General features: G+C 63.1%; 19 protein-coding genes. 7 read left to right on the top strand and 12 right to left on the bottom strand.

The genetic code is table 11. The features are described 5' to 3' along the window. Positions 1–46: 46 nt before the first annotated feature. Positions 47–718, bottom strand: coding sequence for a hypothetical protein (locus WAO69_RS17585; RefSeq protein WP_422181552.1), 672 nt, complete (start codon positions 716–718; stop codon positions 47–49). A 257-nt stretch (positions 719–975) separates the two neighbouring features. Here WAO69_RS17585 and WAO69_RS17580 point away from each other — a divergent pair, with 257 nt between their 5' ends. After that, positions 976–2,220 carry an efflux RND transporter periplasmic adaptor subunit gene (locus WAO69_RS17580; protein WP_422181550.1) on the top strand — a complete coding sequence of 415 codons (1,245 nt, stop codon included), beginning with the start codon at positions 976–978 and terminating at the stop codon, positions 2,218–2,220. Beyond that, positions 2,217–5,996: an efflux RND transporter permease subunit gene (locus tag WAO69_RS17575; protein ID WP_422181548.1), complete on the top strand. Its 3,780-nt coding sequence runs from the start codon at positions 2,217–2,219 to the stop codon at positions 5,994–5,996. Before WAO69_RS17580 ends, WAO69_RS17575 begins: the two co-directional genes overlap by 4 nt. 30 nt (positions 5,997–6,026) lie before the next feature. Here WAO69_RS17575 and WAO69_RS17570 read toward each other — a convergent pair whose 3' ends face one another. Beyond that, a complete protein-coding gene (locus WAO69_RS17570; protein WP_422181546.1) occupies positions 6,027–7,826 on the bottom strand; it encodes an ABCB family ABC transporter ATP-binding protein/permease in 1,800 nt (599 codons plus the stop codon). 70 nt (positions 7,827–7,896) lie between these two features. Continuing rightward, entirely contained in the window at positions 7,897–9,339 is a 1,443-nt protein-coding gene (locus WAO69_RS17565) for a LysM peptidoglycan-binding domain-containing protein (RefSeq protein WP_422181544.1), read from the bottom strand. A 59-nt stretch (positions 9,340–9,398) separates the two neighbouring features. Here WAO69_RS17565 and WAO69_RS17560 point away from each other — a divergent pair, with 59 nt between their 5' ends. Next, complete coding sequence (locus WAO69_RS17560; RefSeq protein WP_422181542.1) at positions 9,399–9,950, top strand: TIGR00730 family Rossman fold protein; 552 nt, start codon at positions 9,399–9,401, stop codon at positions 9,948–9,950. A 65-nt stretch (positions 9,951–10,015) separates the two neighbouring features. Here WAO69_RS17560 and WAO69_RS17555 read toward each other — a convergent pair whose 3' ends face one another. The 4 genes from WAO69_RS17555 to WAO69_RS17540 form a co-directional block, all read right to left on the bottom strand. Next, positions 10,016–10,615 carry a superoxide dismutase gene (locus WAO69_RS17555; RefSeq protein ID WP_422181540.1) on the bottom strand — a complete coding sequence of 200 codons (600 nt, stop codon included), beginning with the start codon at positions 10,613–10,615 and terminating at the stop codon, positions 10,016–10,018. A gap of 253 nt (positions 10,616–10,868) precedes the next feature. Continuing rightward, positions 10,869–11,435, bottom strand: coding sequence for a sarcosine oxidase subunit gamma (locus WAO69_RS17550; RefSeq protein ID WP_422181538.1), 567 nt, complete (start codon positions 11,433–11,435; stop codon positions 10,869–10,871). Next, positions 11,428–14,448, bottom strand: coding sequence for a sarcosine oxidase subunit alpha family protein (locus WAO69_RS17545; RefSeq protein WP_422181536.1), 3,021 nt, complete (start codon positions 14,446–14,448; stop codon positions 11,428–11,430). Before WAO69_RS17545 ends, WAO69_RS17550 begins: the two co-directional genes overlap by 8 nt. 124 nt (positions 14,449–14,572) lie before the next feature. After that, a complete protein-coding gene (locus WAO69_RS17540) occupies positions 14,573–14,905 on the bottom strand; it encodes a sarcosine oxidase subunit delta (RefSeq protein ID WP_422181534.1) in 333 nt (110 codons plus the stop codon). Between the two features lie 116 nt (positions 14,906–15,021). On the opposite strand from WAO69_RS17540, the gene WAO69_RS17535 reads away from it, so the two are divergent. After that, positions 15,022–15,210, top strand: coding sequence for a hypothetical protein (locus WAO69_RS17535; protein WP_422181533.1), 189 nt, complete (start codon positions 15,022–15,024; stop codon positions 15,208–15,210). Between the two features lie 275 nt (positions 15,211–15,485). On the opposite strand, the gene WAO69_RS17530 is transcribed toward WAO69_RS17535, so the two are convergent. Then, complete coding sequence (locus WAO69_RS17530) at positions 15,486–16,730, bottom strand: sarcosine oxidase subunit beta family protein (protein ID WP_422181532.1); 1,245 nt, start codon at positions 16,728–16,730, stop codon at positions 15,486–15,488. 158 nt (positions 16,731–16,888) lie between these two features. Between WAO69_RS17530 and ccmI the strand changes: the two genes are divergently transcribed. The 3 genes from ccmI to WAO69_RS17515 are packed head-to-tail and all read left to right on the top strand — an operon-like array spanning position 16,889 to position 18,823. Continuing rightward, a complete protein-coding gene (gene ccmI, locus WAO69_RS17525; RefSeq protein ID WP_422181530.1) occupies positions 16,889–18,118 on the top strand; it encodes a c-type cytochrome biogenesis protein CcmI in 1,230 nt (409 codons plus the stop codon). After that, complete coding sequence (ruvX, locus tag WAO69_RS17520) at positions 18,115–18,603, top strand: Holliday junction resolvase RuvX (protein ID WP_422181528.1); 489 nt, start codon at positions 18,115–18,117, stop codon at positions 18,601–18,603. The genes ccmI and ruvX overlap by 4 nt, the downstream gene beginning before the upstream one ends. Beyond that, entirely contained in the window at positions 18,593–18,823 is a 231-nt protein-coding gene (locus tag WAO69_RS17515) for a DUF1289 domain-containing protein (RefSeq protein WP_422181526.1), read from the top strand. Before ruvX ends, WAO69_RS17515 begins: the two co-directional genes overlap by 11 nt. Before the next feature lie 222 nt (positions 18,824–19,045). On the opposite strand, the gene WAO69_RS17510 is transcribed toward WAO69_RS17515, so the two are convergent. The 4 genes from WAO69_RS17510 to WAO69_RS17495 form a co-directional block, all read right to left on the bottom strand. Next, positions 19,046–19,819, bottom strand: coding sequence for a hypothetical protein (locus tag WAO69_RS17510; protein ID WP_422181524.1), 774 nt, complete (start codon positions 19,817–19,819; stop codon positions 19,046–19,048). Then, entirely contained in the window at positions 19,813–20,637 is an 825-nt protein-coding gene (locus WAO69_RS17505; RefSeq protein ID WP_422181569.1) for a sulfite exporter TauE/SafE family protein, read from the bottom strand. Before WAO69_RS17505 ends, WAO69_RS17510 begins: the two co-directional genes overlap by 7 nt. A 42-nt stretch (positions 20,638–20,679) precedes the next feature. Beyond that, positions 20,680–21,690 (bottom strand): tRNA dihydrouridine(20/20a) synthase DusA, encoded by a 1,011-nt coding sequence (dusA, locus tag WAO69_RS17500; protein ID WP_422181522.1) that lies wholly within the window; start codon positions 21,688–21,690, stop codon positions 20,680–20,682. Positions 21,691–21,918: 228 nt separating this feature from the next. Then, on the bottom strand, positions 21,919–22,062 hold the full coding sequence (locus tag WAO69_RS17495; RefSeq protein WP_422181520.1) for a hypothetical protein: 144 nt from the start codon (positions 22,060–22,062) through the stop codon (positions 21,919–21,921). Between the last annotated feature and the right edge of the window lie 108 nt (positions 22,063–22,170).

Raw genomic sequence — 22,170 nt, 5'->3', positions numbered from 1 at the left:
GTGGTCCGGCGTGGTCATGCTCTGCTGCCCGTGTCTTGTGCCGGGGTTAGCCCTGCTGGCCGGGGACGGCCTGAGGATCGCCGCCCAGCGACACAATTGCCTGCCGCGCGCGTTGTTGCAAGTCCGAGGTCACTTCGCTGTCAATCAAGAGCGATTGCAGCCGCGCGATGGCGGCGTCGATCTGGCCCGCTTCGATGTCGATCAGGGCAAGCTGTTCTTCGGCCAGCACGCGCAGCGGCGCACCCGGCTGGGCGAGGCCTTCAAAGGAGAGCCGGCGTTCTTCCAGCGCCAGCGTGTCGGTCTGAAGGGTCAGGGATTTGAAGGCGGCGATCTGGCGATAGATATCGGCCACATCGCCATTTTCCGTGATGCCGTCCAGCGTGGCAATCGCATCTTCGGTGCGACCGGCCGCGGCCTGTTCGGTGGCCAGGAGGAAATCGCGCACCGCCTGCCCGCCTGCGGACTGGACCTCGACCGCGGCCAGGGCCCCGGCGCGCGACATGGCGTCCTGTTCTTCCAGAGCATCGATCAGCGCATCACCGAGAGCCTGCGCCTGCGCGCTGGCCTGCGACTGGCGATATTCGTTGAAGGCCGTGCCTCCGACGATTCCCAGGATCACGACCACCGCAATCCAGCCATAGCGGCGCAAATAGCCGTAAAGCTGGTCGCGGCGGACCTCTTCGGTAACTTCGTTGATAAAGCTGTCGCTGTCACTCATGCCGTACTGCCTTTCGGCCTGTAATCCACCCTGACCCTGCGGATGTCTCCGCAAAGTGACCTCCCTCTTACAGGGCTGTGCGGGCCAAGCCAAGAGCCGCCGGGCAGCTGAAAGCGGGGGCCTTGCGCGCCGGTGTCAAAAAATTTAATCTGAACTGGTTAGTTTAGTCTGGACGCGGCTCGGATAGAGCCACATATGTGCGGCAAGGGCCCGATGCGGGGCTGCTCGAACGCGACCAGTGCAAGAAAGACGAGTCTATGAGAGTTATTCCAGTTCTCACCGCTTTATTGGTGACTGCGTTTTTGTATGTCGCCGTGTTTGAACGCGACCGTCTGATGAACCTCGCGCGGGGTGGGGTCGAGGCTGAAGCGCCGCAAGAGACCGTCGCAAGCCCGCAACCGGCAGCCGCCCCTGCCCAGCAACCAAGCCCGACCGTCGGCGTTGTCGCCTTCAAATCACGCGCGCAGGTCATTGATCGCGCCGTGATTCTGCGCGGAGAGACCGCAGCGGCGCGTCAGGTGGATGTGCGGGCCGAAACATCGGCGGTGATCCTGTCCGAACCGTTGCGCAAGGGCCAGTTCGTCGAGGCTGGTCAGGAGTTGTGCCGGCTGGATCCGGGCCCGCGCGATGCCGCGCTGAAAGAAATGCAGGCACGTCTGAACGAGGCCCGCAGCCGTGTGCCCGAGACAGCGGCCCGCCTGGACGAGGCGCTTGCCCGGCTGGCAGAGGCGCGCATCAACGACACCGCGGCAAACCGTCTGAGCGAGGGAGGCTTTGCTTCGGACACGCGCGTGGCGACGACAAAGGCCGCCCTGAGTTCCGCGCAGGCCGGTGTGGAATCCGCGCGCGCGGGCCTGCAGGCTGCACAATCGGGCATCCAGGCCGCCGAGGCCGCTGTGGCTTCGGCCCGGAACGAGATTGACAGGCTGACCATCAAGGCGCCTTTTGCCGGGCTTCTGGAAAGCGATACGGCCGAACTGGGCGCGTTGATGCAGCCCGGTTCGCTTTGCGCGACGGTGATCCAGCTGGATCCGATCAAGCTGGTGGGCTATGTGCCGGAAACAGAGGTGGACCGCATCATTCCCGGTGCGATGGCCGGTGCGCGGCTGGCATCGGGGCGCGAAGTTCAGGGGCAGGTCACCTTTCTGAGCCGCTCATCCGATCCCACCACCCGCACCTTCCTTGTCGAGGTCGAGGTTGCGAACCCGGATTTCTCGATCCGCGATGGGCAGACGGCGGAAATCGGCATCTTGGCCGCCGGCGAAATGGCCCATAAACTGCCCCAGTCCGCGCTGACGCTGAATTCGGATGGCAAGCTGGGGGTGCGCAGTGTGGGCGCGGACGGTCTGGTGGAGTTCCAACCCGTGTCGGTCTTGCGCGATGAGATGGACGGTGTCTGGCTGGGTGGCTTGCCCGATGAGGTGGATGTGATCGTGGTCGGTCAGGACTTTGTCACCGCCGGTGTGCGGGTCGAGGCCACGTATCGGGAGCTTGGCCAATGACGGGACTGGTATCATGGGCGGCTGATCGCGCCCGCATGATCATTGCCTTCATTGCCCTCTCGCTGATTGCGGGGGGCTATGCCTATGTCAGCCTTCCCAAGGAAGGTGAGCCGGATATCGAGATTCCGGCTCTGGTGGTTTCGGTGCAGTTTCCGGGTATTTCCGCCGCCGACAGCGAAAGCCTTCTGGTCAAGCCCATGGAAACCGAGCTGGCGGACCTGGATGGTCTGAAAAAGATGACCTCAAGTGCCGCTGAAAACTATGCCAACGTCGTGCTGGAGTTCGAATTCGGCTGGGACAAGACGGCCATCATGGCCGATGTGCGCGATGCGATGAACTCGGCGCAGGCCGATTTCCCGGACGGGGCCGAGCAGTTTTCGGTCTCGGAAATCAACTTTTCGGAATTTCCCATCATCATCGTGAATCTGACCGGTGCCGTGCCTGAGCGCACGATGGCGCGGATCGCGCGGGATTTGCAGAACGAGCTGGAATCGCTGGACGCGGTGCTGGAGGCCGGCATCGCGGGCGATCGCGAAGAGATGGTCGAGGTGGTGATCGATCCGTTGCGCCTGGAAAGCTATAACGTGACGGCCGATGAGCTGATCAACGTGGTGCGCAACAACAACCTGCTGGTGGCCGCCGGCGAGGTGCAGACCGCCCAGGGAACGTTCTCGGTCAAGATCCCGTCATCCTTTGAAGAGCCGCGCGATATCTACCGCCTGCCCGTCAAGACGAATGGGGATCGCGTGATCACGCTGGGCGATCTGGCCGAGATCAACTTTACCTTTGAGGATCGCGCCGGCACGGCCCGGTTCAACGGCGTCAATACGATTGCCTTGCAGGTGGTCAAGCGCAAGGGGTTCAACCTGATCGACACCGCCGACCTGGTGAAACAGACCGTGCGCGCCGCCGAACAGAAATGGCCCGCCGAGTTGCAGGCGGCGGTCGAAGTCGGGACATCCAATGACCAGAGCCGGATTGTCGGATCGATGGTCGGCCAGCTTGAAGGTTCGGTCCTGACGGCTGTGGCGCTGGTGATGATCGTGGTGCTTTCGGCCTTGGGATCGCGCGCGGCCCTGCTGGTGGGTTTTGCAATCCCGACCTCGTTCCTGTTGTGTTTTGCCTTTCTGGCCGTGATGGGCGTGACGGTCTCGAACATCGTCATGTTCGGCCTGATCCTTGCGGTGGGGATGCTGGTGGATGGCGCCATCGTGGTGGTGGAATATGCCGACAAGCGCATCGCCGAAGGCTCGGGCCCGATGCATGCCTATGTCGAGGCCGCGCAGCGGATGTTCTGGCCGGTGGTCAGTTCGACCGCAACCACGCTCTGTGCCTTCCTGCCGATGCTGTTCTGGCCCGGTGTGCCGGGTGAGTTCATGGGGATGCTTCCGGTCACGTTGATCTTTGTGCTGTCGGCTTCGCTGGTGGTGGCGCTGATCTATCTGCCGGTCATGGGCGGTGTATCGGGGCGCATGAGCCGGTCGTTCGGGTTCGCCTCGGATGCGCTGCGGGCGCGCACCCCGTGGCTGCTGCGCGCGGCTTTGGTGCCTGTGGCGCTTTATACGATTTTCCTGGGCGCGATGCAGATCCTGAACCCCGGCTATCTGTTGCCCGAGGGCACCTCTGTGATGCTGGCCGAGAGCTTTGGTATCGCGCTGTTCCTGATCGGGGCCTTTGCGGGGTCGATCACGCTGGATGCCGCGCGGATCGAACGGCGCGAGCAGCCGGTGCGCGCAGGCCATCGGCGCACGGCCTTTGGCTGGTTCATCAAGGCGATTGCCGGCAATCCGGTCATGCCCCTGGTCACGCTGGCGGTGGTGGCCTTCGCCGTGGTCACGGTGTTTGGCCTTTATGGTCAGAACAATCGCGGCGTGGAGTTCTTTGTCGAGAACGAGCCTGAACAGGCAACGGTCTATGTGCGCGGACGTGGCAACCTGTCGCTTGAGGAAGCCGACGACATGGTGCGCCAGGTCGAAAATGTGATCATGACCCACCCGGCTGTGATCAACGTCTTTGCCTTTGCCGGAGAAGGCGGGCTGGATACTGCCGGTCCGGGTGCATCCCAGCCCCAGGATACCGTGGGTCAGGTCCAGTTCGAGATCATCCCCTGGGAGGATCGCCCCACACAGAACGAGACCTGGTTCTTTGACCTGCTGGAACGCCAGGTGGTGGCCTATGAATTCGACGGTGACCGGGTGATTTCGGACCTGAACGCGCAACTGGCGCAGATCCCCGGCTTCGAGGCCGAGATCCTGCCGCTGGAGCAGGGGCCGGCCTCGGGCAAGCCCGTGCATCTGCGGCTGAGCGGTGATTCATGGGATGATCTGGAGGCCGCCGCCGCCATTGCGCGGGCGCAATTCGCCAAAACGCCGGGGCTGATCCAGATCGAGGATACGACCCCCCTACCCGGCATCGACTGGCAGATCAATGTCGATGTGGAAAAAGCGGGGCGCTATGGCGCGGATGTGGCCACGGTTGGTGCGATGGTGCAGCTGGTCACGCGCGGCATTCTGCTGGACACGATGCGGGTGGATACCAGCGACGAAGAGATCGAGATCCGGGTCCGTCTGCCCGAAAGCGACAGGGTTCTGTCCACGCTTGATACGCTGAAAGTGCGCACGCGGGACGGTCTGATCCCGCTGTCGAATTTCATCACCCGCGAACCGGTGAGCAAGCTGGCCTCGATCACGCGGGTCAATCAGCACCGTGTCTTCGATGTGAAGGCCGATGTGGAAACCGGGCTGGCCAAGCTGATCATCGACGGGCCCGATGACACCGAGGTCCGGCTGGCCATGGCCCATGTGATCGAGGATCCGGCGGTGCTGGAGAGCGATCCGAGCCTGATCCGCCTGCCCGGCGCTCAGGTCGGGTACCGGGTGATGGTGCTGGGCGATGATGTGGGCCAGAGCGATCTTATAGCCGCCATCGAGGCGGGCGATCTGCGCGCCGCGCCCATCAACGCCAATGAGCGGATCGCGGTTCTGACCGAATGGCTGGAGACCAACCCGCTGCCGGCCAGCATCGGCTGGGAATGGACCGGCGATCAAGAAGAACAGGCGGAATCCGGGGCCTTCCTTGTGAATGCCTTTGCCGGTGCGCTGGGGCTGATGTTCATCATCCTGCTGGCGCAGTTCAACTCGTTCTATAACGCCACGCTGGTGCTGCTGGCGGTGATCCTGTCCACCACCGGCGTTCTGATCGGCATGATGGTGATGCAGCAGCCGTTCTCGATCATCATGACCGGAACCGGTATCGTCGCCTTGGCGGGGATCGTGGTGAACAACAACATTGTTCTGATTGATACCTATCAGGAATATTCCCGCTACATGCCGCGCATCGAAGCGATCGTGCGCACGGCCGAAGCGCGCATCCGCCCGGTTCTGCTGACCACCATCACAACCATGGCCGGTCTGGCTCCGATGATGTTTGGCCTCAGCCTTGATTTCATCGGCGGTGGCTATTCCATCGACAGCCCCACGGCGCTGTGGTGGAAGCAACTGGCCACAGCCGTGGTGTTCGGTCTGGGTGTGGCAACGGTGCTGACGCTGGTGGTGACGCCGTCGCTTCTGGCGATCCGGATCTGGTTTGTGACCTATGTGATGTGGATTGCCCGGGCGCTGGCGCGCCTGTCCATGGGGCGCAGCTCGAAGGCGGCACAGGACTGGGCGTTGCAGCGCGCCGCACGGCGGATCAAGGCTCCTGAGATCTATTGGGAAGAGGGCCAGCAGCCTGCGGCGATTGCACCGCACAGCACACCGTTGAAGGCGGCAGAATAAAGCTCGGGCACCTTTGCCCGGCCGTCAGGATCAGGCCGCCTCTTCGTCGGATTGCTGGCGTTGCCAGAGCTGGGCATAGCGGGCCTGACGCGCAAGCAATTCGTCATGCGTGCCGCGTTCGATGACTTCGCCGGCTTCCAGCACCACGATCTGATCGGCCTCGGCGATGGTCGAGAGGCGATGTGCGATGGTGATCACCGTGCGCCCCTGCCCGGCGCGTGCCAGCGCCTCCTTGATCTCGGCCTCGGTGTCGCTGTCGAGCGCCGAGGTTGCCTCATCCAGCAACAGGATCGGCGGGTCTTTCAGCAAGGTGCGTGCGATCCCGACGCGTTGCTTTTCGCCGCCCGAGAGTTTCAGGCCGCGTTCGCCCACGGTGGTTTCATAACCATCCGGCAGCGACAGGATGAAGTCGTGGATCTGCGCGGCGCGCGCGGCTTCGAAGATCTGCTCTTCGGTGGCGTCTTCGCGACCATAGGCGATGTTGTAGCGGATCGTGTCGTTGAACAGCACCGTATCCTGCGGTACCACGCCTATGGCGCTGTGCAGGCTGGTTTGCGTGACATCGCGGATATCCTGCCCGTCGATCTTGAGAGCACCTCCGGTGACGTCGTAAAACCGGAACAACAATCGACCGATGGTGGATTTGCCCGAGCCGGTTGCCCCGACGATTGCCACCATCTCGCCGGGTTCCACGGTGAGATCCACGCCCTTGAGTATCTCGCGCGTGTCTTCATAGCCAAAGCGGACATTTTCCAGCGTGATGCGCCCGCCCCTGACCTCGAGATCGCGGGCACCGGGTTTGTCGCTGACCTCGGCGGGTTGTTCCAGCAGGTCGAACATCTCGCCCATGTCCACAAGGCTCTGGCGGATCTCGCGATAGACGGTGCCGAGGAAATTGAGCGGGATGGTGATCTGGATCATATAGGCATTGACCATCACGAAATCGCCCACGGTCAGATCGCCGCGCTGCACACCCAGAGCAGCCAGCACCATCACACCGATCAGACCACCGGTGATCAGGACGGATTGGCCGAAGTTCAGGAAGGCCAGCGAATAGGATGTCTTGAGCGCGGCCTGTTGATACAGCCGCATGGCGCTGTCATAGCGGCTGGTTTCGCGGGCTTCGGCACCGAAATACTTGACCGTTTCGAAATTGAGCAGGCTGTCGATGGCCTTCTGGTTGGCATCGGTGTCCTGCTCGTTCATCTCGCGGCGCAGTTTGACGCGCCATTCGGTGACCACGAAGGTGAACCAGACATACAGCGCGATGGTGACGGTGACGATCAGCAGATACCACGCGTCGAACAGAACCGTCAGGATGATGCCCACAAGCAGCAGTTCAAGCACCAGCGGGCCGATGCTGAACAGCATGAAGCGCAACAGAAAATCCACGCCCTTGACGCCGCGCTCGATGATCCGGCTGAGGCCGCCGGTCTTGCGGGTGATGTGATAGCGCATCGACAGCTTGTGGATATGCCCGAAGGTCTCGAGCGCAAGGGCACGCAAGGCGCGCTGGCCCACGGCAGCAAAGACCGCATCGCGCAATTGCTGAAAGCCGACATTGAGCAACCGCGCGCCGCCATAGGCAACCGTCAGGCCAACGGCCCCCAATGCCAGCATCGGAACACCTTCACCGGCCAGCGCATCCACAGCGCCCTTGTAGATCATCGGCACGACAACCGCGATCAGCTTGGCAAACACCAGAAGCACCAGCGCGCCAATGACACGCCGTTTGACCCATGGCTCGTCATCGGGCCAGAGATAGGGCGCAACCTTGCGGATGGTACGCAGGCCTGAGCGGCGCTCGTCTTCAGCGATATCCTGGGTCATCGGATCTTTCGGGAACGGATCATGGACGAGACATAGGCCCCGGACACCGGAATGACCAGCGCCCGCAGGTTTATTCGGGAAGGGTGAATATCTGGCCGGGATAGATCAGATCGGGATCGCGGATCGCGCTGCGATTGGCCTCGAACAGGCGCACGAACAGCATCCCGTCGCCATAACGCTCGCGCGAGATCGCCCAGAGCGTATCTCCGGCCTGTACGGTCACCTGGCTGACTGGCGGTGCGGGCGGCTGGGTCGCGGCCTGCGCGGCGGCGAGTGTTTCGGGGCTTTCGCGCTTGAACGGCGTTTCAAGGCGGCTTGTGACCGTACCATCTGCGCTCAGCGCATCGAGGCGCAACGTGTAGACACCGGGCGCGATCCCTGCGCTCCGGGCCCGCCAGCGCCCGTCGTCATCCGCACCGAGATCGGCGCGTGCGCTGTTGTCGAGATAGACGCGGATGGCGGCGTTCGGACGTGCCCGCCCACTGAGCAGCACATCGCCTTCCGGCGAATATCCGATGGTATCCAGCGCGATCTGTTCCCTTGGCGCGGATTGCTCGGACCTTGCAGGCTGAACCAGTTCGACACCCTGCTCGTCCGCGCGCAGCACAGCTACGGCGGCGGGTTGAGGTGCTGGGGCCGGAGTGAGCGGTGCGGGTGCTGCAGGTTCGGCGGGTGCCGACGCGACGGCGGCGGGTTCGGCAGGTTCAGCCGGTTCGGCGGGTGCTGCAGGCTCGGCAGGAGCGGACGCGACCGCGGCGGGTTCGGGGGTCTCGGGCGTAGGTTGCGAGCCGCTTTCTGGCGTCTGCGGTTCGGTTTCGGTGGCGTCCGGGGCAAGCGGCGCGCTCACCGCGGCGGTGACCTCAGGTGCCGGTTGAGGCTCGGGTTGCGGCTCGGGCGTTGCCTCGGCGACCTGCGGTGCCGGAGTCGGAGCGAGGATGATTTCCTCGGCCGAGGCGGCCTCGAGATCACCACGTCGCGACAGCAGGCTCAGCACCCGCGGGGCCGGGCTGGCAGAGAGCGACAGGAAACTCACGAAATCCCCGCGCGCATCGGCGGTCTGTGTATCCGTGATCTGGCCATCCACAAGCACGCTGACAGTGCTGCCGGGAGCGGCTTTGCCGGCGATGATGGTGTTGCCATCCGGGGCGGCGCGCACCACGTCAAAGGATGGAGCGGCCAGCGGTTCCGGCACCGATGCGGGCGCTGCGGGTTCGGTCTCTGGCCCGGTGGCGCTGTCCTGGGCCTGTGGGGCGGGCTCGGCGCTGGCCTCGGGTTCGGGCGCGTTTTCCTGGGCTGGGGCCTGAGGCTCGGGCTCGGGCAATACGGCCAGAGCAGCAGGCTCCTGCGGCCCCCCTGGAGACAGGGTGTCGGTCACATACAGAAACCCGACAAGCGCGGCCAGTGCAATGGTACCTGCCACAACCCCATAGATTGTCCCAAGGCCAAAAAAGCCGGCTTTTTCGCTCATGTTGTCCATCCCCTGGCCGCCGGTATCGCCCGGCGGTTGAGCCATCCTATCAACCGCTGTATCAAGGGTCAAAGCCCTCAAACCACCTCTGAAAGGACGCGCCCATGGCTGCAAAATCCGTCTGTGTCTATTGCGGATCCCGGGGGGGCGCAATCCCGGCCTATCGCGAGGCTGCGACCGCCTTTGGCAGAACCCTGGCCGAAGCCGGCTGGCGACTGGTCTATGGCGCGGGCGATGTGGGGCTGATGGGCGATGTCGCGCGCGCAGCACAGGGTGCGGGCGGCGACACGTTCGGCGTGATCCCGAAACATCTGGTGGACTGGGAAGTCGGCAAAACGGACCTCACGCGGTATGTGGTGACCGAGACCATGCATGAACGCAAGAAGGTGATGTATATGAACGCCGATGCGATCGTGGTGCTGCCCGGGGGCGCGGGATCGCTGGACGAGCTGTTCGAGGTGCTGACCTGGCGCCAGCTTGGACTGCATGACAAGCCGATCCTGCTGATGAACACCGAAGGCTACTGGAGTCCCCTGATCGCCTTGATCGATCATGTGATTGCGCAGGGGTTCGCGGACGCCTCGCTGAAGGGGTTCATCACCGAAGTGAGCGGACCCGACGCCGCCATGGGCGCCCTGCACCGCGCATTGGGCTGAACCCGGCCATCAAAAAACCCCGCGCCGAGGGACGCGGGGTTCTCAGTCTTGGAAAAACCCGCTGATCACATGCGTGATGCGACGTTTTCCCAGTTCACAAGATTGTCGAGGAAGTTCGTCAGATAGGCCGGCCGCTTGTTGCGGAAATCGATGTAATAGGAATGCTCCCAAACATCACAGCCCAGCAGCGCCGTCTGACCAAAGCACAGCGGGTTGACGCCGTTCTCGGTCTTGGTCACCGCGAGCGAGCCGTCGGCCTTCTTGACCAGCCAGCACCAGCCCGAGCCGAACTGACCCGCACCAGCGGCGGAAAACTGTGACTTGAACTCGTCAACCGACCCGAAGCTCTCGTTGAGCGCGGCTTCCAGTTCACCGGGCATGGAGGATGCGCCGGGGCCCATCATTTCCCAGAATTGATTGTGGTTCCACAACTGCGAGATGTTGTTGAAAATCCCGTTCTGCGCCACGGCATTGGCGTCATATGTGCCCGTGATGATCTCTTCCATGGACTTGCCGTCCCATTCGGTTCCGGCAATCAGCTTGTTGCCGTTGTCGACATAGGCCTTGTGGTGAAGATCGTGGTGATACTCGAGCGTCTCTGCCGACATGCCTTTGGCGGCCAGCGCATCATGGGCGTAAGGAAGATCAGGAAGTTCAAAAGCCATTGTGGGCCCCCCGCTAAATTCAAGTGTTTCGCTGTGGCTTTACATGCGGCGAGGGCCGCGCTGCGTCAAGGGTGGATGGCAGTTAAGTTGAGCCTTGGCCTGGTGTCTGAGCGTGATTGAGGGGCCAGCCCCTCAAACTCCCCGCCGGTATTTCATGCAAGAAGAAGCCCATCACGACCTGCCCCCTGCTTCTTCTTGCAATCAAATACCGGCCGCCGGAGGCTCCCGCAGGTCGGGCCGGGCGCGCGGGGTGTCAGAATGCGTTGACCTCGGAGCCATCCTGCGCCGCAACGCTGAGCAGATCGAACACATATTGCGCAACGGATCGGAAACAGATGATCTGAAAACTTTCTTCATCGCGCATCCAGAGCGCGGCAGGCACCTGCGCCATGCGGGTGCGGCGCAACATGCCCGGCGTGAAGGCCTGCGGCGAGAGATCGACCGGACAGAGCTTGGACATGACTTCGCGCGCGCGCGTACCGCTGACGGCAAAGACGGCACGCGCGTCCGATACGTCTACAGCCAGCGCGTGTTCCTTGGCCAACGCGCTGTGCAGACCGTCAAGCGTCTTTGCCACCTCATCATAGGGGCACAGCAGCAGCAGTTCGTCCGGAGACATCCAGCAGATTGCGCCAGTGTCGTTGGCGTTGAGCCTGTTCGTGCCGGGCAGTGTCAGGCCCGTTGCCGCTTTGGTCGCGGCCTTGAGCTTGGCCGAAGAGAGATCGCCGCGCAGGGTGATCATGCCTTGCGGGCCGATCTCGCTGATATCGGCGATACCTTGGCAACGCGCATGGTTGAGCACGCGGATGGCGTCAGACATTTTGCTTCTCCCCTTCGGGATCGTAGAAGACGGGGCTGACGATCCTGGCCTTGTGGATCGTGCCGTCCGTGCCCGGGAATTCCAGCACCTCGCCCAGGCGATCCGGGCCATGCAGGACCAGCCCCATGGCGATGCCCTTGTTCAGCGTTGGCGAGTGATAGGTGGAGGTGACGCGCCCGATCATGTTGCGCTGGCCATTGGCATTCTTGCCAGGCGCGACCGCATAGGCGCCGTCGGGCAGGACGGAGCCATCGGTGGTTTCAAGCCCCACCAGTTTCCAGCGGGTCGGATCGGTCATGTGCGCGCGTTCCTGGGCGCGTTTGCCCAGGTAGTCCTCTTTCTTTTTCGAGATTGCCCAGTCCAGCCCCAGATCCTGCGGTATCACCGTGCCGTCGGTTTCATCTCCGATCATGATGAAGCCCTTTTCGGCGCGCATGATGTGCAGGCATTCCGTGCCATAGGGCATCACGCCGAATTCGCCTCCTGCCTCCATCAGCGCGTCCCAGAAGGCCTGACCTTGCGACGCCTTGACGGCGATTTCGTAAGACAGCTCGCCCGAGAAGGAGATGCGGTAGGCGCGCACATCAAACCCGCCGATGGTGCCATCGGCCCAGCCCATGAACGGCAGAGCCTCGGCTGAAACATCCATGCCGCCCATTTTTTCAAGCAGCTTGCGCGCTTTGGGGCCGACGACGGCCACCTGGGCATATTGCTCGGTCACATTGGCCACATAGACCTTCCAGTCCCACCATTCGGTCTGCAGCCATTCTTCCATATGGGCATGGATCCGATCCGCGCCGCCCGTGGTGGTATGGCACAGGAAGGTGTCTTCATCGATGCGCGCCACCACGCCATCATCCGACAGGAAACCGTTTTCGCTGCACATCAGCCCATAGCGGCAGCGGCCCGGTTTCAGCGTGCTCATCATGTTGGTGTAGAGCATGTCGAGGAAGCGGCCCGCGTCGGGGCCCTTGACGATCAGCTTGCCGAGGGTGGAGGCATCCAGAAGTCCAAGGTTGGTGCGCGTGTTGGTAACCTCGCGCATCACCGCGTCATGCACGGTTTCGCCCGGGCGCACAAAGGCATAGGCGCGCCGCCAGTGCCCGACCGGTTCCCAGTCGGCACCGTTTGCATCGTGCCAGTCATGCATCGGTGTGCGGCGGATCGGCTGGAAGACATTCCCCCGGGCTTCGCCGCCGATGGCCCCCATCGAGATCGGCGTATAGGGCGGGCGGAAGGTCGTGGTGCCGGTGGCCGGGATCGGCTGGCCAAGCGCATCGGACAGGATGGCCAGGCCGTTGATGTTGCTCAGCTTGCCCTGATCCGTGGCCATGCCCAGCGTGGTATAGCGTTTGGTGTGTTCGACGCTTTCAAAGCCCTCTTGCGCCGCAAGCTGCACATCCGTCACTTTGACGTCGTTCTGGAAATCGAGCCAGGTCTTGGCACGCAGTTCGGTCTTGGCCCCCTGCGGCATGAGCCAGACCGCGGCCATGGGCGCATCGGCGCGCGCGTTGGCCTTGGGCGCTTTGGCGCGTTTGGGGGCATGACCGGCGGCTTTGGCCGCTGCTTGTCCGGCCGCATGGGCATCGGCGAGGATGCCGTCCAGTGTCATCTCGCCATTGGCGATCCCGGCACAGGCGACAAAGCCCTCGCCACGGGCCCCGCGCGGCGGGTTATCCACATCCGGGCGGAACATCGCATGTGTCTCGTCCCACAGGAGTTTTCCACCGCAATGGGACCACAGATGCACGACAGGCGACCAGCCGCCCGACATCGCCACGGCATCACAGGCGACCTCGTCCAGCACGCCGCCTTCTCCGGCCTGATTGCAGATCTGCACCTTGCTGACCCGGCGCAGGCCCTTGACCTTGGCGATGGCCTTGCCGAGGTCCACGCGGATCCCGAGCGCGCGGGCCTGCTCCATCAGTGCGCCGCCACCCTCGGGGCGTGCATCGATGATGCGCGGCACATCCAGACCGGCTTTTTTAAGGGTAATCGCGGTCAGGTAGGCATCGTCGTTATTGGTCGCGATCACCGTGCGATCGCCCGGAGAGACGGCGTAGTTGACCACATAATCTCGCACGGCCGAGGCCAGCATCACACCGGGGATGTCATTGCCTGCAAAGGATAAAGGCCGTTCGATCGCGCCGGTGGCGGTGATGACCTGCTGCGCGCGGATGCGCCAGAGGCGGTGGCGCGGGCCGGCGGCGTCGGGCTGGTGATCGGTCAGGCGTTCATAGGCCAGCACATAGCCATGATCATAGACCCCTGCCCCCATCATGCGCAGGCGCATGGTGACATTTGGCATGGCGGCGAGTTCGGCGGTAATTTCCTCCACGAACTTATCCACAGGGGTGTCGTTGACAGTTTCACTGTCCAGTGCGTCGACCATTGCCCGTCCGCCCCAGGCCGAGGTTTGCTCGACCAGCAGGACCTTGGCACCGGATTGGGCGGCTGATCTGGCCGCCTGCAGGCCGGCGATGCCGCCGCCGATCACCAGTACATCGGTGAATGCATAAAAATGCTCATAGGTATCGGCGTCGCGATCCCTGGGGGCCTGACCCAGACCGGCGGACTGGCGGATGAAGGGTTCGTAGACATGTTTCCAGAAGGCGCGCGGATACATGAACATCTTGTAGTAAAAGCCCGCAGGCAGGAAGCGGCTGAGGTGGGTGTTGATGGCACCCACATCGAATTCAAGGCTGGGCCAGTGGTTTTGCGATGTGGCCTTGAGCCCGTCGAAAAGTTCAGTCGTCGTGGCGCGCTGGTTGGGTTCGAACCGTGCGCCCTTGCCCATGTTGACCAGGGCGTTGGGCTCTTCGGCCCCCGAGGCGACGATGCCGCGCGGGCGGTGGTACTTGAACGAGCGCCCCACCAGCATCTGGTCATTGGCCAGAAGGGCGGAGGCCAGCGTGTCGCCCGGATGACCGCGCATCCATTTGTCGTTGAAGGTGAACTTCACCTGCTGGGAGCGGTCGATCAGACGCCCGAAAGTGGCAAGACGCGTGCTCATGCTGTGTGACCTTTGTTGTCGCTGCGCTCTGTCGGGGCCGGCGAAGGCAGGAGCCTTTCGCTTCTGAAGGAGCGTTGTATGCGCTTCAGGGTGGTGTGATCCGTATTTTTGGCAAGAAGAAGCCTCATGAGGAGAATTGCCTCCAGGTCCAGCCGGGGCGTTTTGCGGTGATCTTGTCGCAGATCTCCCTTGGGGGTTCGAGGGTCTGGGCGGGATAGGTGCCGAAGACCTCAAGCGTGTCGGTGGCGCGGGCGGCGTGGAACCACTTGCCGCAGCCATAGACATGCCGCCAGCGTTCGAAATGCACGCCGCGCGGATTTTCACGTTCGAAGAGGTAGCTGTGGAAGGCCTCATCGGTGGAGCCGGGGCCAAAGCGCGTCAGATGCGCTTCTCCTCCGGCGGAGAGTTCGGTTTCATCAGCCATGACACCGCAATAGGGGCATTCGAGGATCAGCATGTGGTGCGACCTTGCTTGAAGGACAGGGACAGGGACAGGGAATCGTGGCGCGGCGCGACAAAACGCGCTAACCTGTCAACCAGAATTGACAGATTTTGCGGAAAAGGATTGACGCGATGACGCAGACGACGATGGCCTTGCTGGTTTTTGGAACCTTGTGCGCAGGCGCTTTGGTGATGTTCATGATGGAGCGGCGCGCGGTCGCCAAACGCAAGGCCAATGGCACATTCGTTGATATCTCGGATATCATGTTCTTTGGCAGCGAAGCCGTTGCCAAGAATGAGGCGCAAAAGAAGGCCGACTGAGCCGCGAGGCATCTGTTGATGCCTTGCGCCGCATGACATGTCGGGTGTGGACGGCCACGCCTGCCCTTTTGGGGCGGTCGTTGCGGCGGGTGACCCGGGGTGGTGGAGAGATTGATCCTGGCACTTTGCCCCTGGACTAGTCTCCAGCCTGAAGGCGGTCAGACGGTCAAGGCGGGCCGTGGGACCCAGTCTTGCGCCTTGCGTGGCGCGGATGAGGGCGGGCCTGGGCGGTGCGCTGTGAGCACTGGTGCGAAGCTGCGTCAGGATCCGTCGCATCAATGCGCCACCCCGGCGGCCACGCTTTCGTCGATGAACCGGCCTTCCCTGAAGCGCTCGAGCCCGAAGGCGTCGGTCAGGGGCGAGGACCCTCTGGCGATCAGTTCGGCCATGCCATAGCCCGAGCCGGGAATGGCCTTGAAGCCGCCCGTGCCCCAGCCACAGTTGATGAACACGCCCTCGACCGGTGTCTTTGACAGGATCGGCGAGCGATCCCCCGTCACATCCACGATGCCGCCCCATTGGCGCAGCATTTTCAGCCGCGAGATCATCGGGAAGGTTTCCACCAGCGCGCGCACGGTTTCCTCGATATGATGGAACGAGCCGCGTTGGGTGTAGTTGTTATAGCCATCCGTGCCGCCACCGATCACCATTTCGCCCTTGTCGGACTGGCTCATGTAGCCGTGCACGGTATTGGCCATCACCACCACATCCATGCAGGGTTTGATCGGTTCGGAGACCAGCGCCTGAAGGGCGACGGATTCGATGGGCAGGCGAAAGCCGGCCATCTCGGCGACGACACCGGAGTGACCTGCCACCACGATGCCCAGCTTGGCGCAGTCGATCTCGCCCTTGGTGGTGGAGACACCCACCACGCGTGCGCCGTTGCGCCGGATCCCGGTGACTTCGCAGCGCTGGATCACATGCATGCCCATGTCCGAGCAGGCCCGCGCATAGCCCCAGGCCACCGCATCGTGGCGCGCCGTGCCGCCGCGCGGCTGCCAGAGCGCACCCAGAACCGGATAGCGCGGACCGTCGATATTGATGATCGGGCAGAGTTCCTTGACGCGTTCGGGACCGACGAATTCGGTCTCGACCCCTTGCAGCGCATTGGCATGTGCCGTGCGCAGATAGCCGCGGATCTCATGCTGGGTCTGGGCCAGCATCATCACGCCGCGCGGCGAGAACATAACGTTGTAGTTCAGATCCTGCGACAGTGTCTCGTAGAGCGCGCGGGATTTCTCATAGATCGCCGCCGAGGGATCCTGCAGATAGTTGGAGCGGATGATGGTGGTGTTGCGGCCGGTGTTGCCGCCGCCGAGCCAGCCTTTTTCGAGGATGGCCACATTGGTGATGCCGAACCGTTTTCCCAGGTAATAGGCCGTGGCCAGACCATGCCCGCCCGCGCCTATGATGATGACGTCATATTTTTTCTTCGGCTCCGGCGACGCCCAGGCGCGCTCCCATCCGGAATGGAAGCGAAGCGCCTCTCGGGCGATGGCAAAGGCAGAGTAGCGTTTCATGTGACGAATCCGGCAGGTGGGCTTCTTGTTGAGCGTATCGCGCGAAGCACAAGATGACCCGCGTTCCGAACCGTCGCAATACCATCCAGTTGCGACATGGTTGCCGCACCTGTGTTTTTTCCCTTTTTTCGGATCGGAGCCGACTATAGATGGGGCGCATGTTGTTCTGGATCCTCACCTCTGGTCTTGCGCTTGCCGTGGCAGGCCTTATCGGTCTTTCTCTCATCCGGGCGCGCAGCGGTCAGGAACCTCCGGCGGCCTATGATTTGCGGGTCTATCGTGACCAGCTCAAGGAGGTGGCACGCGACACGGCGCGCGGTGTGTTGAGCGAGGAGGATGCCGAGCGCATCACCTCGGAGATATCGCGCCGGATCCTCGCGGCGGACGCGCAATTGCAGATCGAAACCGCCGACGGAAAATCGACGGGGCCCGGCACTTTGCTGGCCGGGATCGTGGCCGGCGTGGTGATGATCGTGGGATCCCTGACCCTGTACAGCGAGATCGGCGCACCGGGATATGGCGATCTGGCGCTGGCAGATCGTATGGCAATGGCCGAAGAGGCGCGCTTGACCCGCCCCAGCCAGGAAGATGCCGAAGCCTCCCTGCCCCCGCAGCTTCAAAGCCCGAACCTGAGCCCTGACTTCGTGTCGTTGATGGAACAGCTGCGCGCGACGGTCGCAAACCGGCCCGACGATCTGCAAGGCCACAGGTTGCTGGCGCGCAATGAGGCGGCGATCGGCAATTTCACCCCCGCCTATCAGGCGCAGATGCGCGTGATCGAGCTGATGGGGCCGGATGTGGATGCGACAGCCTGGACGGATTATGCCGATATGCTGATCCTTGCGGCGGGTGGCTATGTGTCACCGCGTGCCGAGGATGCGCTGAGCCGGGCTTTGCAGATTGATCCTCAGAACGGTGCCGCGCGGTATTACATCGGGCTGATGCTGAGCCAGATCGGCCGCCCCGATCAGGCCTTTGCCATGTGGCAGCAGTTGATGCAGGAAGGCCCGTCCGATGCGCCCTGGATGGAGCCGATCCGCGTGCAGATCGAAGAGATGGCGTTCCGCGCGGGCTTCAACAATTTCGTCATGCCCGATCCCGATGCCGTGTTCGGCCCCAGCCGGGAGCAGATAGAAGCAGCGCAGGACATGACCGCAGAAGAGCGCATGCAGATGATCGAAGGCATGGTTTCGGGTCTGGCCGAGCGGCTGGCCTCGGAAGGCGGGCCGCCCGAGGAATGGGCGCGCCTGATCGGTGCCCTGGGCGTTCTGGGCCGCGAGCAGGATGCGATCAGCGTCTATAACAATGCGCTGGTCAGCTTTGCCGATGATCCGGCGGCGATCGAGGTTATTCGCAGCGGGGCGCGTCAGGCCGGGCTTATCCCGTGATCCTTGACGAAATCGCGCAGTTTCATGCCGAGATCAAACCCGGCGCGGCAATTTTGGGTCTGGATCTGGGAACCAAGACCATCGGCGTTGCCGTGTCCGACCGCCTGCTGAGTTCGGCGACGCCTCTCGAAACAATCCGGCGCAGCAAGTTCACTGCCGATGCCGCCCGCCTGCAAGAGATCATCGCCCATCGCGAGATCGGTGGCCTGATTCTGGGTCTGCCGCGCAACATGGACGGCTCGGAAGGGCCGCGCTGTCAGTCGACCCGGGCCTTCGCGCGCAATCTGGACAAATTGATTGCGCTGCCCATCTCGTTCTGGGATGAGCGGCTTAGCACGGTTGCCGCCGAAAAAGCGCTGCTGGAGGCGGATACGACACGAAAACGTCGCGCCGAGGTCATTGATCATGTGGCAGCCAGCTATATTCTTCAGGGAGCGCTGGATCGAATGCGCCATATCAGCGGGACAGCACAGCATGAGCGATGAGATCTGGAAACGTGACGAGATACAGTCTCCCTGTATTCAGATCTGCGTGGTGCATCCGGCCGAACGCATTTGCACCGGCTGTTTCCGCACGATCGACGAGATCACCCAATGGTCGAGAATGAGCCACGAGGCGCGCAGTCGGATCATTGAAGAACTGCCCGAACGCGCGCCGCGCCTGGCCAAACGCCGCGGCGGGCGTGCCGCGCGCCAGGCGGGATAGGGCCCGCTCAGCCTCACCCGGAAAGCAAAGAAGTGCCGCCATGAGACGGCCCTTTCACATGCGTCTTTCCCTTGCCTGGCACGCTCCGTTGAAGTCGATGCAGGGGGGGTGCCGTGCCTTGACCCGGGCCGACCCGCTGGGCGTACCGCTGGACCGTTTCCGAGTAGGCTCAGAGACCTGTGTGCGCGGATTTCCAAAGCGCTTAAGGCGCAGCTTGCATGGTCAGCTGATCGGCCAATCGGCGATCCCACCGGGGCATTCGGGGCGGAAATAGGCGATCATGCGGCCCGGACCGTCAGGCGCGCTCCAGGGGGCGACGCCGTGCAGCGCGAGCGGATGGACCACATAGGCCTCGCCCGGTCTGGCGTGGACCCGCACGCGCGGGCAGCTGTCAAACACCTCCCGGCGGGCAGTCTGGTAGATCTCGGTCACGTCGATCTCGCCCCAGACCTCGGGCGGATGGTCCAGGAAGGCGTTTCGGAAGGCCTGTGCCATCACCTTGTGGCTGCCCTCCCAGACGACCATCGGTGCGGCATCCGGGTGCGAGTCACTCAGCGGCAGGCCCAGAATCCAGGCGTGGGGTTCGCGCAGATGACGCCGCCTTTGGGACCCTTCTGCCAACAGCCCGTCCACATGCGCGCTGTCGCGCTTGAGCCGGTAGCCGAAGGCGGCCTCGCTTTCGTTCGCGCGCGGGCGCGGATAGCCTGGAAAGATCACCGAGAGCTGCGCCGCATGCAACGGCGGAATCGGGCCCAGCCCGGCACGGATTGCCTCGAGGGCGGCACCCTCAAGCGGGATGTCACCCAGTGCGCCCGTGGCGTCATTGGGCAGCGCATCAACCCCGGCAAACCAGGTGTTTTCGCATTGATACCAATGCGCAAGGCCCGGGTCTTGAAGTGCTTTGCGCCCTGCGGCACAGGCGGCTTCGGCCCAGAGTGCCGTGCGATTGTCCCAGTCAAACCGTGCCCAGGACCGCATGGCCAGCGCCTCTACCATTCCAGCGCCTTGCGCAACATGTTGAGCGCGACCGCGATCAGAAACACCGCGAAAATCCGGCGTAACGGAGCCGGGTTCATCGCATGCGCCAGGCGCACCCCGAACGGGGTCGTGATCAGCGTCATCGCAATGACCACCAGAAAGCCGATGGCATTCACCGCCCCATAGGTGAAGGGGGGACGCATCGCCGGATCAACCGTGACGAACAGAAACGCGATGACCGAGGGCAGCGCGATCAGCACGCCAAACCCCGCCGCGGTGGCAACCGCTCGATGTATGGGCGCGCCATAGAGCGTCATCAGAGGCACGCCAAAGCTGCCCCCGCCAATCCCCATCAGCACGGACAGAAATCCCATGACCGGAGAAAACACCGCGCGCGCAAGACCGGTGGGCATGCTCTGGCCCAACCGCCAGTCCTTGCGGCCAAAACCCATGTAGAGACCGATGGCGATTCCAAGCACCGCAAAGATCCCAAGCAGGGTTTGCGAACGCAGCTGCGAGGCCGCCAGCACCCCCAGCAAGGCACCGATGGTGATACCGGGGGCCCAGGATTTCAGCACCTCCCAATCCACCACGCCGGATTTGGCATGGCTGAGGACGGACCGGGTGGAAGTTACGATTATCGTCGCCAGCGAGGTCGCCAGACAGATCTGCATCAGTTGCGGGCTATCATAGCCAAGCGTCTGAAACGCGTAATAAAATGCGGCAACAAGCACGATGCCGCCGCCCACACCCAGCAGGCCCGCCAGAACACCGGCGATGGCCCCGATGGCCATCAGCAAACCCAACATCTGAAACAAGAGAGCCGTCTGCGGCATGATCTGGGGCATGCGACTGCCTTTCGGTTGTTTGAGGCAGTCCTATACCGCGCGCGCGGTATCCTCCAGAGGCAACAGTTGAGCCAGTGCGGCTTCGACAAGTTCGGGCCCTGCCCCGGCTTGCGTGGCACCTTCGGACAGGGTCCGCCGCCAGCCACGCGCTCCGGGACGTCCGGCAAACAGACCCAGCATATGGCGTGTGATCTGATGCAGCCGACCGCCCGCGCTCAGATGCGCCTCGATATAGGGCAGCATCTGCATCACAACCTCGGCCGGGTCGCTGTCCTGGCCTTTGCCAAAGATCACACGGTCCGCGCGACACAGGATATCGGCCGGCTGGTGATAGGCCGCGCGCCCGATCATGACGCCATCAAGGCCCCCATCCAGAAAGCCCTGCGCCTCGTCAAGAGAGGTGATGCCGCCATTGATCGAAATATGCAGATTGGGGAAATACCCCTTCATTCGATGCACCAGCGCATAATCCAGCGGCGGAATATCGCGGTTCTCTTTCGGGCTGAGCCCCTGCAACCAGGCTTTGCGCGCATGGATCGTCACCCTCTCACAGCCGGCGGCAACGATCTGGGCCAGGAATTCGGGCAGGATATACTCGGGGTCCTGGTCATCGACGCCGATCCGGCACTTCACCGTGACATCCACGTCAACAGCGGCGCGCATCTCGGCGATGCATCGGGCCACAAGCGCGGGTTGTTCCATCAGAACCGCGCCAAAGCAGCCCGACTGCACCCGGTCCGAGGGGCAGCCGACATTCAGGTTGATCTCATCATAGCCCGCCGCCTGCCCCAACCGCGCCGCCTGTGCCAGTTCGACAGGATCCGAGCCGCCCAATTGCAGCGCCACGGGATGTTCCTGCGGGCTGAACTCCAGCAAATGCAGCGCCCCGCCCCGAACAAGCGCCGGTGCGGTGACCATTTCGGTATAAAGCAACGTCTCACGACTAAGCAGACGGTGCAGATACCGGCAATGACGGTCGGTCCAATCCATCATAGGGGCAGTAGACAACCGCGCTGCCTCGGTGGCTGCGAACAAGGGCATTCAACATTCTCCTCCGGGCCGATCTATCACAGTACAGACCCGTAATGCACACCATACGCACATGGCATCCGCTCTTCCAGCCTGCCCCGTGCAAAGACAGGCCATTGGCGGCGTTCGGGCGGACGACGTGCCGGATGCGCGATTGGGCGGCAGCGGCGGGAAGCAGCGGAGCAAGCCAGCTCGGGCGGTTCAGTGCTGGCCCGGATGTCGAGACGCATCTGCCGCCCCTCAGAGGTCGCGCCACCCGGGTAGGCCGATCTTGCGCGCCTTGATCCGGTGTAACCCCGCAAAGACGACCGAGAGAACCAGGGTCACCCCGAGAAACACGAGCGGCCCCGCCTCGATCATCGACCTGAGCCTCGCTGCAGACATGCGTGACCGGGCGGCCACGCTCTGGCACGTGCAGCGTGTCAAACGCATGGTCCGCGAACGGACGCGGCTTGGGAGCCATGCGCTCGTCTCAGTCAGCGAGATCCCTTG

The sequence above is a fragment of the Aestuariivita sp. genome (genome assembly GCF_049276915.1).
Classification (GTDB): Bacteria; Pseudomonadota; Alphaproteobacteria; order Rhodobacterales; family Rhodobacteraceae; genus Aestuariivita.
This window is presented reverse-complemented; position numbering and strand designations above follow the sequence as displayed.

Bases quoted from the DNA above. Each gene is read 5' to 3' on its own strand.
- WAO69_RS17585 (WP_422181552.1), bottom strand. From the start codon at position 718: ATGAGTGACAGCGACAGCTTTATCAACGAAGTTACCGAAGAGGTCCGC.
- WAO69_RS17515 (WP_422181526.1), top strand. From the start codon at position 18,593: ATGAGCGATGAGATCTGGAAACGTGACGAGATACAGTCTCCCTGTATT.
- WAO69_RS17560 (WP_422181542.1), top strand. From the start codon at position 9,399: ATGGCTGCAAAATCCGTCTGTGTCTATTGCGGATCCCGGGGGGGCGCA.
- WAO69_RS17570 (WP_422181546.1), bottom strand. From the start codon at position 7,826: ATGACCCAGGATATCGCTGAAGACGAGCGCCGCTCAGGCCTGCGTACC.
- WAO69_RS17580 (WP_422181550.1), top strand. From the start codon at position 976: ATGAGAGTTATTCCAGTTCTCACCGCTTTATTGGTGACTGCGTTTTTG.
- WAO69_RS17540 (WP_422181534.1), bottom strand. From the start codon at position 14,905: ATGCTGATCCTCGAATGCCCCTATTGCGGTGTCATGGCTGATGAAACC.
- WAO69_RS17545 (WP_422181536.1), bottom strand. From the start codon at position 14,448: ATGAGCACGCGTCTTGCCACTTTCGGGCGTCTGATCGACCGCTCCCAG.
- WAO69_RS17535 (WP_422181533.1), top strand. From the start codon at position 15,022: ATGACGCAGACGACGATGGCCTTGCTGGTTTTTGGAACCTTGTGCGCA.
- dusA (WP_422181522.1), bottom strand. From the start codon at position 21,690: ATGCCCTTGTTCGCAGCCACCGAGGCAGCGCGGTTGTCTACTGCCCCT.
- WAO69_RS17510 (WP_422181524.1), bottom strand. From the start codon at position 19,819: ATGGTAGAGGCGCTGGCCATGCGGTCCTGGGCACGGTTTGACTGGGAC.
- WAO69_RS17550 (WP_422181538.1), bottom strand. From the start codon at position 11,435: ATGTCTGACGCCATCCGCGTGCTCAACCATGCGCGTTGCCAAGGTATC.
- WAO69_RS17565 (WP_422181544.1), bottom strand. From the start codon at position 9,339: ATGGCTCAACCGCCGGGCGATACCGGCGGCCAGGGGATGGACAACATG.
- WAO69_RS17530 (WP_422181532.1), bottom strand. From the start codon at position 16,730: ATGAAACGCTACTCTGCCTTTGCCATCGCCCGAGAGGCGCTTCGCTTC.
- WAO69_RS17555 (WP_422181540.1), bottom strand. From the start codon at position 10,615: ATGGCTTTTGAACTTCCTGATCTTCCTTACGCCCATGATGCGCTGGCC.
- WAO69_RS17505 (WP_422181569.1), bottom strand. From the start codon at position 20,637: ATGCCGCAGACGGCTCTCTTGTTTCAGATGTTGGGTTTGCTGATGGCC.
- WAO69_RS17575 (WP_422181548.1), top strand. From the start codon at position 2,217: ATGACGGGACTGGTATCATGGGCGGCTGATCGCGCCCGCATGATCATT.
- WAO69_RS17495 (WP_422181520.1), bottom strand. From the start codon at position 22,062: ATGTCTGCAGCGAGGCTCAGGTCGATGATCGAGGCGGGGCCGCTCGTG.
- ccmI (WP_422181530.1), top strand. From the start codon at position 16,889: ATGTTGTTCTGGATCCTCACCTCTGGTCTTGCGCTTGCCGTGGCAGGC.